The 13029-nt window shown below is 47.3% G+C and carries 15 protein-coding genes; 13 read left to right on the top strand and 2 right to left on the bottom strand.

The window, feature by feature from the left end; translation table 11 throughout:
- Positions 1-34: 34 nt before the first annotated feature.
- From purB to ACFQRK_RS00755, 9 genes are all read left to right on the top strand, one after another.
- Complete coding sequence (gene purB, locus ACFQRK_RS00795) at positions 35-1378, top strand: adenylosuccinate lyase (RefSeq protein WP_379002660.1); 1344 nt, start codon at positions 35-37, stop codon at positions 1376-1378.
- Positions 1379-1443: 65 nt separating this feature from the next.
- Positions 1444-1998 carry a NifU family protein gene (locus tag ACFQRK_RS00790; protein ID WP_379002658.1) on the top strand — a complete coding sequence of 185 codons (555 nt, stop codon included), beginning with the start codon at positions 1444-1446 and terminating at the stop codon, positions 1996-1998.
- Positions 1999-2001: 3 nt separating this feature from the next.
- Positions 2002-2682 (top strand): arylesterase, encoded by a 681-nt coding sequence (locus ACFQRK_RS00785; RefSeq protein ID WP_379002657.1) that lies wholly within the window; start codon positions 2002-2004, stop codon positions 2680-2682.
- 58 nt (positions 2683-2740) lie between these two features.
- Positions 2741-3586, top strand: coding sequence for a transketolase (locus ACFQRK_RS00780; RefSeq protein ID WP_379002655.1), 846 nt, complete (start codon positions 2741-2743; stop codon positions 3584-3586).
- Positions 3587-3646: 60 nt separating this feature from the next.
- Positions 3647-4600, top strand: a complete 954-nt coding sequence (locus ACFQRK_RS00775) for a transketolase family protein (protein ID WP_379002654.1) — start codon at positions 3647-3649, stop codon at positions 4598-4600.
- A 34-nt stretch (positions 4601-4634) separates the two neighbouring features.
- The gene (locus tag ACFQRK_RS00770; RefSeq protein ID WP_379004632.1) at positions 4635-5180 is read left to right on the top strand and encodes an RNA polymerase sigma factor; all 546 of its coding nucleotides are present in this window, start codon (positions 4635-4637) and stop codon (positions 5178-5180) included.
- Between the two features lie 33 nt (positions 5181-5213).
- Entirely contained in the window at positions 5214-5921 is a 708-nt protein-coding gene (locus ACFQRK_RS00765) for a hypothetical protein (protein WP_379002652.1), read from the top strand.
- Between the two features lie 2 nt (positions 5922-5923).
- Positions 5924-6394 (top strand): hypothetical protein, encoded by a 471-nt coding sequence (locus ACFQRK_RS00760; RefSeq protein ID WP_379002650.1) that lies wholly within the window; start codon positions 5924-5926, stop codon positions 6392-6394.
- A 14-nt stretch (positions 6395-6408) separates the two neighbouring features.
- Positions 6409-7605 carry an aspartate aminotransferase family protein gene (locus ACFQRK_RS00755; protein WP_379002647.1) on the top strand — a complete coding sequence of 399 codons (1197 nt, stop codon included), beginning with the start codon at positions 6409-6411 and terminating at the stop codon, positions 7603-7605.
- A gap of 5 nt (positions 7606-7610) precedes the next feature.
- On the opposite strand, the gene ACFQRK_RS00750 is transcribed toward ACFQRK_RS00755, so the two are convergent.
- The gene (locus ACFQRK_RS00750) at positions 7611-8798 is read right to left on the bottom strand and encodes a class I SAM-dependent rRNA methyltransferase (protein WP_379002645.1); all 1188 of its coding nucleotides are present in this window, start codon (positions 8796-8798) and stop codon (positions 7611-7613) included.
- 198 nt (positions 8799-8996) lie between these two features.
- Between ACFQRK_RS00750 and ACFQRK_RS00745 the strand changes: the two genes are divergently transcribed.
- Genes ACFQRK_RS00745 through ACFQRK_RS00735 form a run of 3 tightly spaced genes read left to right on the top strand, consistent with a single transcriptional unit; the run spans position 8997 to position 11243 of the window.
- Positions 8997-9533, top strand: coding sequence for an RNA polymerase sigma factor (locus ACFQRK_RS00745; RefSeq protein ID WP_379002643.1), 537 nt, complete (start codon positions 8997-8999; stop codon positions 9531-9533).
- Between the two features lie 20 nt (positions 9534-9553).
- Positions 9554-10108, top strand: coding sequence for a hypothetical protein (locus tag ACFQRK_RS00740; RefSeq protein ID WP_379002642.1), 555 nt, complete (start codon positions 9554-9556; stop codon positions 10106-10108).
- Positions 10095-11243: a hypothetical protein gene (locus ACFQRK_RS00735; protein WP_379002640.1), complete on the top strand. Its 1149-nt coding sequence runs from the start codon at positions 10095-10097 to the stop codon at positions 11241-11243. Before ACFQRK_RS00740 ends, ACFQRK_RS00735 begins: the two co-directional genes overlap by 14 nt.
- A gap of 13 nt (positions 11244-11256) precedes the next feature.
- On the opposite strand, the gene ACFQRK_RS00730 is transcribed toward ACFQRK_RS00735, so the two are convergent.
- A complete protein-coding gene (locus tag ACFQRK_RS00730) occupies positions 11257-12225 on the bottom strand; it encodes a hypothetical protein (protein WP_379002638.1) in 969 nt (322 codons plus the stop codon).
- Positions 12226-12359: 134 nt separating this feature from the next.
- Here ACFQRK_RS00730 and ACFQRK_RS00725 point away from each other — a divergent pair, with 134 nt between their 5' ends.
- A complete protein-coding gene (locus tag ACFQRK_RS00725) occupies positions 12360-12944 on the top strand; it encodes a thymidine kinase (RefSeq protein ID WP_379002636.1) in 585 nt (194 codons plus the stop codon).
- Positions 12945-13029: the final 85 nt, after the last annotated feature.

The raw sequence follows: 13029 nt of genomic DNA, 5'->3' as shown, positions 1-13029 counted from the left end.
CAAATAGCTACCTTTGCGAAAAACTAGTTTCAGTATGACATTATCACCGCTCATGGCTGTCTCTCCGGTTGATGGTCGTTACCATCAAGCGACGCAAGAGTTAGCAGATTTTTTTTCGGAATACGCATTAATCAAATACCGTGTATTTATAGAGGTTGAATATTTTATCAGTCTTAGCCGTTCCGGCATTCCCCAGCTAACCCATTTTGACGGCAGCCTGAACGACAAACTACGGAATATTTATGAACATTTTTCCTTAGCGGATGCCCAATGGATAAAAGATAAGGAGAAAGAGACGAATCATGACGTGAAGGCAGTCGAGTATTTTCTTAAAGACAAATTTGAAGCGCTTGGCCTCGTAGATTCCGTTGAGTTTATCCACTTTGGGCTCACATCGCAGGATATCAATAATACCGCGATTCCGTATTCCTGGAAAGAAGCTACTGCGCAGGTATATATTCCACAGTTAGAAAGTCTGATTGAGGGCCTGGATCAATTGGCTCTTGAATGGGCTGAAATTCCTATGTTGGCTCGGACGCACGGCCAACCGGCGTCGCCTACCCGACTTGGAAAAGAGATCCGGGTTTTCGTCGAACGCTTAACCAACCAATTGACGGCGTTCACGTCCATACCCAATGCCGCAAAGTTCGGCGGGGCCACGGGCAATTTCAATGCGCACAAAGTCGCGTATCCCGATAGGGACTGGGTTGCCTTCGGCAACGCTTTCGTGAACGATACATTGGGGTTGCAGCGCTCGCAAACCACCACTCAAATTGAGCATTACGATTACTTCGCCGCACAATGCGATGCATTGAAACGTATCAATACCATCCTGATAGACCTGTGCCGCGACATATGGACCTATATCTCCCTTGACTATTTCAAGCAGAAAATCACCAAGGGACAAATCGGCTCATCGGCTATGCCGCACAAAGTCAACCCCATCGATTTTGAAAATGCTGAAGGCAATTTTGGAATTGCCAATGCACTACTGGAACATTTAGCGGCCAAATTGCCTATCTCACGCCTACAGCGGGATTTGACAGATTCCACCGTATTACGTAATATCGGAATGCCGATGGCCCATACGCTAATAGCCTTCAAATCTGTACAAAAAGGACTGCAAAAGCTAATTCTGAACGAACCCGCGCTCAAGGCCGACCTGGAACAAAACTGGGCAGTTGTTGCTGAAGCGATCCAAACGATCCTGCGACGGGAGGGATATCCCAAACCGTATGAAGCGCTTAAGGAACTGACACGGACAAACGAAACCGTTACCCAAGCTACCATTGAAGCCTTTGTCGAGACATTGAAGGTGAGCAATGAGGTAAAAGCAGAATTAAAAGCAATAACACCCTGGAATTATACCGGAGTCTAACCTTTGACGGTGTGTTGACCTGAATGTTCAGGGAATATTGATATCTTTGTAAAAAACGATAGAAAATGGCAACGATCAACGTTTATACTGAATATACGCCAAATCCGGCGACCATGAAATTTTTGGTCAATAAATTATTGATCAATGGGAGTTTGGATTATCCGGATCGGGAAAAAGCACAAGAATCCCCCTTTGCACGGGAACTTTTCAAATTCAATTTTGTCAACGGCGTATTCTTTGCTAGCAATTTTGTAACAATCACCAAAACGGACGATGCCGAATGGGAAGATATCGAAGGCATCCTGAAGGACTTTGTAAAGGGTGCTGTCGAGTCGGAACTCAAAGTGCAGGAAATCACCCGTGATGAAGACGTTACCTTTGAAGGCACAGAAACCGAAATTAAAATTCAACAAATTTTACACGATTATGTCCGACCCGCTGTCGAGCAAGACGGAGGCGCCATTCATTACAAATCTTTTGACGAAGGCACCGTCGTGGTTGAGTTGCGCGGGTCTTGCAGCGGATGCCCTTCTTCCACCATTACACTTAAGGCAGGTATCGAAGGTTTGTTGAAGCGAATGGTGCCTGAAGTGCAGGAAGTTATTGCAGAAGCCATGTAATTTATGCTGACCAGGATAATTGCTGTTTTCGGACTTTTTATTGCCGTAGCCTGTGGGAGTTCCACCCGTTCCGAGGACGGCAACGGTCGATCGGCCGAAGCTCCACCTGACACCACCTCAGTACCATCAGCAACCAAAAACATTTTATTTTTTGGCAATAGCCTAACCGCAGGAATGGGACTGGAGAGCCAAACGTTGGCATTTCCAGGCATCATTCAGCATTGGATAGATTCACTGGCGCTTCCGTATAGGGTAATCAATGCCGGCTTAAGCGGTGAGACTTCGGCTGCCGGGAACGAACGCATCGACTGGCTACTGAATGAAAAGGTAGACATTTTCGTATTGGAATTGGGTGCCAACGATGGCCTTCGTGGAATCCCTACGGAAGAGACAAAAAAAAATTTGCAAAGCATCATCGACAAAGTAACCGCGAAATACCCAGATTGCAAATTGGTATTGGCGGGCATGATGGTACCACCGAGCATGGGCGGGGATTATGGCAAAGCATTCACGGCCATTTTTCCCGCATTGGCGCAGAAAAACGACATGGCCTATGTTCCGTTCCTGCTCGAGGGCGTAGCTGGCGAGTCAACGTTAAACCAATCCGACGGTATCCACCCGACTGAAGAAGGCCATCGCATCTTAGCCGAAACGGTATGGAAGGTGTTAAAGCCCCTATTGTAGCACCGGGAAGTTGCCGTAAAATCTTAACTTAGCGCAAAATCGAATAATAATCCTTATAATGAACGAAGACATCACGAAATTAGAAAAAATCGCATCGCAAGTCCGGCGAGACATCGTACGGATGGTACATGCCTGCCAATCGGGACATCCCGGCGGATCATTGGGTTGTACTGAATTTTTCGTTGCCCTGTATTTCAGCGCCATGGAGCGAAAAGACGGGTTTGATATGAATGGAGTTGGGGAAGACATCTTCTTTCTGTCCAACGGACATATCTCTCCCGTATTTTACAGCACGCTCGCCCGCGCCGGCTATTTCGAGGTCAGTGAACTCGCCACTTTCCGTCAAATCAATTCGCGCCTTCAAGGCCACCCAACCACGCATGAAGGTTTACCCGGCATACGCGTAGCATCCGGTTCGCTAGGTCAAGGCCTTTCCGTGGCTATCGGTGCCGCACGCGCAAAAAAGCTTAATAACGACAACCATTTGGTATATGTATTGATGGGCGACGGTGAACAACAAGAAGGTCAGATCTGGGAAGCGGCCATGTACGCCCCCTTTAACAAAATGGATAACCTTATTGCCACCATCGATTATAACGGACAACAAATCGATGGCGCTACCGAACAGGTACTCTCCCTTGGTGATCTTCGGGCAAAATGGGAAGCGTTCGGTTGGGATGTACTTGAAATGAACGGGAATGTGATGGGAGAAGTGTTGGCTGGGCTAACCGAAGCTAAATCACGAACAGGCAAGGGTAAGCCGGTACTGATCCTGATGAAAACAGAGATGGGAAATGGTGTGGACTTTATGATGGGGTCACACAAGTGGCACGGCGTAGCACCCAATGACGAGCAGCTTGCGACCGCGCTGGCTCAATTGGAAGAAACCTTGGGAGACTATTAATTTAGACGTGAGATACTAACCATGTAGAAATGCGATCTCACATCTCATATCTAAAAAGAAATGAAAAAATACACGTATACAGATAAAAAGGATACCCGTTCCGGATTTGGCGCTGGCTTGTTGGAAGTCGGCCGGAAAAATGAAAATGTGGTAGCGCTGTGCGCCGATTTGGTCGGCTCGCTCAAAATGAACGATTTCATCAAGGAATTCCCGGATCGCTTCTTTCAAGTGGGCATCGCGGAAGCCAATATGATGGGGATTGCTGCGGGGCTGACCATAGGAGGAAAAATCCCTTACACCGGTACATTTGCTAATTTCTCTACTGGCCGCGTATATGACCAGATACGCCAATCCATCGCCTACTCAGACAAAAACGTAAAGATCTGTGCTTCACATGCCGGCCTCACGTTAGGGGAAGACGGTGCAACGCACCAGATCCTGGAAGATATCGGATTGATGAAAATGCTGCCAGGGATGACCGTAATTAATCCTTGCGATTACAATCAAACCAAGGCAGCTACGATTGCCATTGCAGATCACCACGGCCCTGTTTATCTGCGCTTCGGACGGCCGGTTGTACCCATTTTTACCGACCCCGACCAAAAATTCGAAATCGGAAAGGCATGGATGGTCAATGAGGGTACAGACGTAAGTATATTCGCTACCGGACACTTGGTATGGGAGGCGATTCAAGCCGGGGAAAAACTGGCAGAAATGGGCATCGATGCCGAAATCATCAACATCCATACGATTAAACCGCTTGATGAAGAAGCTATTTTGAAATCTGTTGCCAAGACCGGCTGTGTGGTTACGGCCGAGGAGCACAACCGATTGGGAGGGCTTGGCGATAGCGTTGCCCAGGTGTTGGCAAAAAATAACCCGACGCCCCAAGAATATGTTGCCGTAAACGATAGTTTCGGCGAAAGCGGTACGCCTGCACAATTGATGGAAAAGTATGGCTTGAATGCAGCTAATATCGTTGCAGCTGTGCAGCGGGTAATCAAACGAAAATAAAACACCTCTATAAAGGAAGACCGCGTCTCACATGATGGAAGATGCCCAGATATTAGACAAGTTTGCGGATAAGCGTACACGTGACGAAGCGTTCGCACTATTGTTAAAGAAATATCAACAAAAAATCTACTGGCATGTGAGGCGCCTGGTTATCGATCACGATGACGCGGATGATCTCGTACAGGACATTTTCGTTAAAGTGTGGAAAAATCTGGAAAATTTCCGGGAAGATGCACAGCTATACACGTGGCTTTACCGAATAGCGACCAATGAGTGCATTACGTTTCTGAATAAGAAAAAGCAGCGACAGAATATATCGTTAGACGATGAAAGCTCGGCCTATTTGGCAGATTCACTAACCGATACAAGTTATTTTAACGGCACGCAGGCCCAACTAAAATTGCAACAGGCACTGCTTACGCTTCCCGAGAAACAGCGTATGGTGTTTAATATGAAATACTTCGATGATTTGAAGTACGAGGAAATATCAGATATCGTTGGCACGAGTGTAGGCGCATTGAAAGCCTCCTATCACTTGGCAGTAAAGAAAATCGCACAATTTTTTGAAGCAAACGATTAAACCTTCACGTAACAAAAACATCTAAGGAGTACCATGGAGGAAAAACACACATACCGTCCAACCGATACTTCGGGCGAATCGTTACCCGAGGCTTTACGTGTGAATCCGTATACTGTTCCGGACGGTTATTTTGCAAATCTCCAAAAATACACCCTGCAACAATGCCTTTCAATCGAAGAAGCCCAGCAAGCATGGCGTGTACCTTCCGGTTATTTCGATCAACTCAGTGATCGTATCTTTGCGAAAATCAAAGAAGAACAACTGAAAGAAACGATCAGCGAGCCGGGTTTCTCTGTCCCCGAAGGCTATTTCAACCGGTCGGAAAATCAGTTGTTACTTGAGAAAAACCTGGGTGGATATGCAACGGAGCCGGGCTTTTCCGTTCCGGCAGCTTATTTTGAGACTTTACAAAAAAACATAGCCGGTAAGACCTACCAAAGGCAGGATGCACCCATCCGTAAAATTAGCCGCCCACAATGGATAACCTATGCCGCCGCCGCGTGCATAGCATTGGCAGTGAGTATCTTCGGCGTTATCAAGTTGACTATTGAGAACCCGTCTACAACCTCCGGGCATCTGGCATCGGTATCCGACCAAGAGATACTTAGTTATCTGGAGCTTTACGGCACAGACGATGACGTCATGTATATTTCGGAACAACTCGATGACTTTGACGAGCGTGTTATCGGTGAAGAGATAAGTGAAGAGGATATTGAGGCATACCTTAATCATACGCTGTAGAAATGACCACAATAAAACAATTGGGCTTTATCGTTCTAACGCTGTTGTTTTCCATCGCTACAGTTGCACAGGAAAGCAGAGCACAGCGATTTGAGCGAATCGAAGCCGAAAAAATTGCTTTTATCACGAAAGAACTTAACCTTACTCCATCAGAGGCGCAGCGGTTTTTTCCGGCTTATAATCAGTATTTCAAGGAAATCTCTACCTTAAAACGTGAGCGGCGGAGCAATAAGCCGAATTACACACCGAATCTACAGAGCCAGAAATTAGCGGGGAATGGATTTAATCCTTCCAATCGGGATGTGCTTGCCTTCGACGCCAAGGAATTGGAAGTCAAAAAAATTTACCGCAAACGTTTCTCCGATATAATCGGGCCTGCCAGGGCGTCGCGATTTTTCGAGGTGGAGGAGGAATTCCGGAATTATCTTCTCCGGGAATTGCAACATCGGCGGCGTGATAAAGATAACGAATAATTCTGTGATAGCCCATGCTCAGCAACCGGCAGCTTTTTCTGTTAAACACCGCTCAAACCTCCCATTCACCAAGACTCATTGAAATCGAACGTGCGGAAGGGGTCTACCTGTATGGACCCAACGGTGAAAAATATATAGATTTAGTATCCGGGTTTGCTGTTAGCAACATCGGTCACCGCCATCCGGCCGTACTTGAAGCGCTATATGATCAGCTCGACAAGTATCTTCATGTAACCGTCTATGGAGAATTTGTACAAGCCCCACAGGTTCAGCTCGCCACCAAACTCCTTTCGGTTCTACCCGACCCACTCAATACGGTCTACTTTACCAATTCGGGCACCGAAGCTACGGAAGGTGCCATGAAAATAGCAAAGAAATACACGCGACGACGCGAGATCATCGCTGCAGAAAAGGCGTATCATGGAAGTTCCCAAGGGGCGTTAAGCTTAATTGGCAATCCGGAATACCACCGCGCATACGCTCCCCTTCTCCCCGAAGTCAAATTCATCCGTTATAACGCCATCGAAGACATCGACCGGATTACTTCCGCCACCGCAGCGGTAATCCTTGAGGCCGTACAGGGCGAGGCCGGCGTCCGCGTGCCTGATGCAGATTACATGCAGGCCATCCGGCGCCGTTGCGATGAAACCGGCACCTTATTAATTTTCGATGAAATTCAAACGGGTTTTGGCCGTACCGGCGAACTGTTCGCCTTCATGCATTATGATATTGTTCCTGATATCCTCCTGCTGGCCAAAGGTATGGGAGGAGGAATGCCCATTGGAGCATTCATAGCCAACAAGGCTGTGATGGATGTCATTACGGAGAATCCAATTCTAGGTCACATCACCACCTTTGGAGGGCATCCTGTAAGCTGTGCGGCAGCGCTGGCATCGCTTAACGTAATCGTGGATAACCGGTTGACCGAGGGAGTAGAACAAAAGGCCGAAGCATTTCGGCGGTACCTGCAACATCCGGCCATTCGTGAAATACGCGGCCTTGGATTGATGCTCTGCCTACAAATGGACTCCTTTACCCAAGTTGAGCGGATTAGCAGATATTGTGCGGAAAACGGCGTAATCATCGACTGGTTTCTTCATTGCGATACCGCATTACGCATTGCGCCGCCTCTCACCATTAACGATGAGGAAATACGAACTGCCTGTCAGGTTATACGCGATGGGATTACATACGCACAGCAATCCGGTTAACACAGTTATAACACACGGCAGAGCAACCCTTTTAAGTACTCTCCCTCCGGAAATGACGCCCGTATGGGATGATCTTCCGGCTGTGTAAATTGTCGGACGAACTGAATTTCTTTGCCGGCATCCAACGCTGCCCATGCCAGCACCTGCTTGAATGTTCCCATATCCATAGCCGCAGAGCAGGAGAATGTTGCCAACAATCCTCCCTGTTCCAATAGGAGCAACCCTCTTCGGTTTAGATCTTTATATGCACGCGCTGCTTTTTCGAGGCTGGAGCGCGAGGGCGCGTACTTTGGTGGGTCCAGGACGATCAAATCAAACCGTTCCCCGCCCTCCGCAAACCGTCGAAGTTGTTTGTTAACATCTGCTTGTACGGTTTTGAGCGCATTTTCGTCAAAGCCGTTAAGCGCAATATTCTGCTTCAAGGCATCCATTGCCAATGCCGAACTGTCAACGCTTACAACCGATGTAGCTCCCTGGGCTAGGGCGTTCAGTGAAAATCCACCCGAATAACAAAAACAATCGAGCACCCGTTTGCCTCGCGCATAACTTGCCGTCAATAGGCGGTTATCCCGTTGATCGCAGTAAAAACCAGACTTTTGCCCTTCTATAATATTTACCTGATACCGAAGTCCGTTTTCCTTGATTTCCAACCATTCCGGGGGAAGTTCCCCCGAAAGGATTCCGCTTGCAGCCGGCAATCCTTCATGCGTGCGGGCGCTGGCGTCGCTGCGCTCGTAGATACCCCGTGGACGCAGCAACTGGTTCAATTCATCAGTCACCACCTGCTTGATTCGTTCCACGCCCGAAGAATGGACTTGAACCGAGAGAAAATTTGCATACCTATCAACAATCAGTCCTGGAAGAAAATCCGCCTCGGCAAAAATAAGACGTACAGTATCTGTATCCGGAGATCGGAGCAACGGCTCCCTGGCTTTCACCGCTTGCTGAATCTGCATACGCCACCAGCCTTCGTCGGGACACCGGTCAACATCCCATTCGAGCAACCGGACCGTTACGCGTGACTGGCCATTATACAAACCATAAGCGACAAATTCTTCCTGATCATCGATTACCTGAACCATCTCCCCATTCTGAGGTCTCTTCCCTCCATCCGCTACCGCACCTGAAAATACCCAGGGATGCCGCTGATAAGCGGCCTTCGCTTTGCCTTTTTTGAGTTTAATTGCATGCATCTGCTGCAAACTTAGACAACTTGCCTTTTATAAGCAAGTCACCACTCTTTCATCTGCCACTTAAAAAGGTAAGGCAATAAATAAAAAAAACGAACCGATGCAACATCTCGTCAATCAGCTACGTCTATTGGATAAGAAGATTGAGATCAGGACGGGGCGGGGCGTAAAAGCAATTTTGAACGTTAGACGAGCACTTAATTGGAACCCTCATTCAACGACAAGCATTACGAATTGGTAATGGCCTGTAAACAGGGCGATCGCCAGTCCCAGTTCAGGTTGTATAATCTGTATGCAAAAGCAATGTATAATACCGCATTGCGCATTGTGCAGGATGAGGCAGAAGCCGCAGATGTGTTGCAGGAAGCGTTTGTGGACGCCTTCACCCGACTGGATAGCTTCCGTCAGGAAAGCACCTTCGGGTTATGGATGAAACAGATCGTTGTCAATAAATCAATATCCGCACTCCGAAAACGGAAACTGGCGCTCCAACCCCTTGACGACGGGGAAGAAATAGCCGACGAGCCGGATGAAGACGATAACTTGGAGTGGCGGGTTGAAGCCATCAAAGCTGCAATCAACCAATTAGCCGACGGCTATCGGCTTGTGCTTACGCTCTATCTGCTGGAAGGATATGACCACGAGGAAATCGCCCACATCCTACGTATCAGTGAAGCGACATCCAGAAGTCAATTTCTTCGGGGAAAGCGCAAACTGTTAGCTAATTTGAAAAACTGAACAAACTAATAGAAGGAGCGATGAACAGGGATTTGAAAAAATTTGTGACAGAAAACAGGGCAGCATTTGACCATGCACATCCACCCAAGGACCTTTGGGAACGGATTTCCAACGACCTCGAGAAACACGAAAAACCGATTGCCCAAACCGCGGTCAGAAAGATGTTCATACGGGTGCTAAAAGTGGCAGCAGTCACCTTTTTGATAGGAACGGCGGGCATCCTCGTGTATTTTTATGGGAAAAAAAATGCATACGAAGATTACAGCCGGATAAATCCGGACCTAGCAGCTGTGCAACAAACATATAGCCAATTGGTGGTACAGAAGAAGGATTCAGTTGCGATCTTCGCTGCCAATAACCCATCGTTATACGGTGAATTTTCAAAGGCCTTAGACCAAATGGAAGCCAACTATGAAATGCTCAAGCAGGAGTTTGCAACCAGCCCCAATAAGGAGCTAACCCTGGAAGCGATGATACGCAATCTCCAGGCACAGATTGAAGTGCTTAGCCAACAAATGGAAATTTTGAATTACATCAATACGAATAAAAACCAGCCTCAAGATGAACAAATCTAGTATACATATACCTTTCCTGGCGGCCTTTACCTGCTTACTCAGCGGTATCACCGCCGCTCAACCAACGCATATTTGTGTCAATCAAATCGCGTTGGCATACCAAGATGAAATCAACCGCCCGATAGCGTCCATTGATTTCCAAGCGCTGCAACACCACGCCACTCGAATCGCCACTTCGGTGTCCCCCCTGATTGAACAAAGCCAGGTGATTGCCGACCCTTTCGATCCATCGGCGTTTTCTTTCCAAAAGGAAAAGGTTATCGAAAAAGCATATCCGGTAAACACCAACCATAAACTCTCTATCGACAACCGATATGGCAACATATCCATACACAATTGGAACCGTAATGAAGTGAAAGTAACGGTCAGGATACGCACTGCGGAAAATTCGGAGAAACGGGCGCAAGACGCCTTAGAGCGCGTACGCATCGATGAATCGGCCTCAGGAAACAGCATCTCATTCAAAACAAACATCACCTCTTCCGACTCCAATTGGTGGTCTTCGCTGACCAACGGTGCCGGTGATCGGGCGTTACGCATCGACTATGAAGTGTATATGCCCAAACAAAACGATCTGACTCTTGCCAATCAATATGGGCCGATCGAACTGGAAGATCGCGACGGCAAGGTTACGTTATCGGTGCGGTATGGCAGCTTGCGGGCTGGTCGGCTGAATGCGCGCGACAACTCCCTTTCCATTGGCTATTCAAAGGCGGACATCGATTATCTTGAGGACGGTGATGTTTCGGTTAGGTATGGCGGGCTTACCCTATCAGAGAGCGGCAAACTTACCCTTTCAATCAGCTATAGCGACGGCGAGATCGGCCGGATCAACCATGAAGCTGATATCGCCATACGATACGGTTCGTCTTTTAATATGGGGCTTGGCGCCAATATCAAGAAAGTGAACGTAGCCGCATCTTATGCGAAAGTAAGTATTGAACCGGCAAAGGAAGCCGCTTTCAATTTCAACGTCGCGATTAGTTACGGTGGGTTCGACTATGACCATAATCTCACCAATATCCGCACCCGATCCGAAGGCACAACGTCAAAAAGCTTTACAGGTTACTGGAACAAATCGACCGATAACTCGGTTAATATCAGCTCCCGCTACGGCGCGGTCAGTATGAAATAAAGCGCAAGGCGTATCACCCAAACCGCTTCCGTAAAACAGCATATAGCTTATCTACAGCAGCAGGTTTATCAGCCCAGTTGTTCTTTTTCGCATAGTTTGCTTGCAGGAATGCGTCAGCCGAAGCAAAATCATCGTAACGATTAAGCAATTCGATCGCTTCACTATATGCCAAACTATAGCCATTAAACAAGTCTTTGATAAACAATAATTTATCATTCAAACTAATGGCTGATTTTATATCGGTGACCCGCTCCGTATCTCCGCGCTGGGTCGATAGCAATGGATGCACGCCAGTTGACTCTCCTCTCCGTTGCGCAGAAATGCGCTCATTCAGGGACAGTGGCCTAGCAGGTCGTTCAGATTCGGGGGCTACTTGCACCTCTTTATTTGCAATCGTCACCTCGTTGACCACTTGTTTTACTTCAGTCTCATCTGAATAAGCGGCGTTTTCCTGGATGTCCGATGTTTCAGCTCGGTAGGAAGCGTCCTGATTTTCATCATCGCCTACTTCGGCAACTGAAAGCTGGTCGGATTCCTGTTCTTCCTCTTCGCTATCTTCCTCGCCGCTCTCAACCTCTACACCTTCATCCGGCAGAACGGCACCCTCGGCATCCACCTCACTCACTGTAACTTCTCCCTCCTCCGCAGCTGCATCCGCTGTGGAATTATCGCTCAATGCCTTCCCATCTTCGGCACTCACCTCCTGGATCTGTTCGGCATGTAGTGCGCGTTCGCGCCCCGCGTCGATAGCCGGAGTAAAAAGGATTTCTTCTTCTTCGGACTCAGGCAAACGGGAACTTTCGTTTTTCAACAGCCTATTGTATATGGATACATGAGCAGCGAAATAACTTACCGTCGCTTCAAATAAATCTCCCTTTAAATCATCTGAAACAGTCGAACTATTCTCCAATTGGGCAAATTGGTCATTGATATCCTGTAGTAAGGTCGTGAGTTTCTCAAAAATTTGCTGTTTTGTCGCCATGTCCGTCGAAGGTTTTTATTTTTAAAGCATGAAGCAATTCATTGTCAAATAAAAAGATTAGCCAAAATTAATATTAAATTCTGATATTAGCAGCCCTCAGAAGCATATATTCACGCAAAAAAGGAGAGACACGCATGTTATTTTCTGAAGATCGGTTAGTGCGCAGAGATGCTTCGTACGGCAGTATTGAGGTCATTTGCGGTTCAATGTTTTCGGGCAAAACCGAAGAGCTGATCCGTAGAATGCGCCGTGCCCAACTGGCTAAACTTGGCATTGAGATCTTTAAGCCGGCAATTGACACTCGATATCACCAGGAGGTCATTATATCCCACGACAGCAATCGTATACCGTCCACTTCCGTAGATAGTTCATCGGCTATCCTATTACTGAGTAGCGGAACCAAAGTGGTTGGTATTGACGAAGCTCAATTTTTCGATGATGAGCTACCCGATGTTTGCAATCAACTAGCCAACAGCGGGATCCGGGTAATTGTGGCGGGTCTGGATATGGATTTTAAAGGACGTCCATTCGGCCCGGTGCCTGCTCTGATGGCAATAGCCGAACATGTCACCAAAGTCCATGCTGTATGTGTTCGCTGCGGAGCGCCTGCAAATTATTCATATCGCCTCGTCAAAGAAGATAAACGGTTATTGCTGGGTGAAAAGGAAAGCTATGAACCACGATGCCGCGCCTGTTTCTATCAAGGAAAGAAAATTTAACCGATCGTTAAATTTAATTTCAATTAGAACAACCAATAAATTACAAACTATTTCTTGAAATTATTCGTTATAATAGCAACGGTCA

The organism is Parapedobacter sp. GCM10030251 (genome assembly GCF_042666505.1).
In the GTDB taxonomy this organism is placed as follows: domain Bacteria; phylum Bacteroidota; class Bacteroidia; order Sphingobacteriales; family Sphingobacteriaceae; genus Parapedobacter.
This window is presented reverse-complemented; position numbering and strand designations above follow the sequence as displayed.

Bases quoted from the DNA above. Each gene is read 5' to 3' on its own strand.
- ACFQRK_RS00725 (WP_379002636.1), top strand. From the start codon at position 12,360: ATGTTATTTTCTGAAGATCGGTTAGTGCGCAGAGATGCTTCGTACGGC.
- ACFQRK_RS00770 (WP_379004632.1), top strand. From the start codon at position 4,635: ATGGAAGATGCCCAGATATTAGACAAGTTTGCGGATAAGCGTACACGT.
- ACFQRK_RS00760 (WP_379002650.1), top strand. From the start codon at position 5,924: ATGACCACAATAAAACAATTGGGCTTTATCGTTCTAACGCTGTTGTTT.
- ACFQRK_RS00790 (WP_379002658.1), top strand. From the start codon at position 1,444: ATGGCAACGATCAACGTTTATACTGAATATACGCCAAATCCGGCGACC.
- ACFQRK_RS00755 (WP_379002647.1), top strand. From the start codon at position 6,409: ATGCTCAGCAACCGGCAGCTTTTTCTGTTAAACACCGCTCAAACCTCC.
- ACFQRK_RS00785 (WP_379002657.1), top strand. From the start codon at position 2,002: ATGCTGACCAGGATAATTGCTGTTTTCGGACTTTTTATTGCCGTAGCC.
- ACFQRK_RS00765 (WP_379002652.1), top strand. From the start codon at position 5,214: ATGGAGGAAAAACACACATACCGTCCAACCGATACTTCGGGCGAATCG.
- ACFQRK_RS00730 (WP_379002638.1), bottom strand. From the start codon at position 12,225: ATGGCGACAAAACAGCAAATTTTTGAGAAACTCACGACCTTACTACAG.
- ACFQRK_RS00750 (WP_379002645.1), bottom strand. From the start codon at position 8,798: ATGCATGCAATTAAACTCAAAAAAGGCAAAGCGAAGGCCGCTTATCAG.
- ACFQRK_RS00735 (WP_379002640.1), top strand. From the start codon at position 10,095: ATGAACAAATCTAGTATACATATACCTTTCCTGGCGGCCTTTACCTGC.
- ACFQRK_RS00775 (WP_379002654.1), top strand. From the start codon at position 3,647: ATGAAAAAATACACGTATACAGATAAAAAGGATACCCGTTCCGGATTT.
- ACFQRK_RS00780 (WP_379002655.1), top strand. From the start codon at position 2,741: ATGAACGAAGACATCACGAAATTAGAAAAAATCGCATCGCAAGTCCGG.
- purB (WP_379002660.1), top strand. From the start codon at position 35: ATGACATTATCACCGCTCATGGCTGTCTCTCCGGTTGATGGTCGTTAC.
- ACFQRK_RS00740 (WP_379002642.1), top strand. From the start codon at position 9,554: ATGAACAGGGATTTGAAAAAATTTGTGACAGAAAACAGGGCAGCATTT.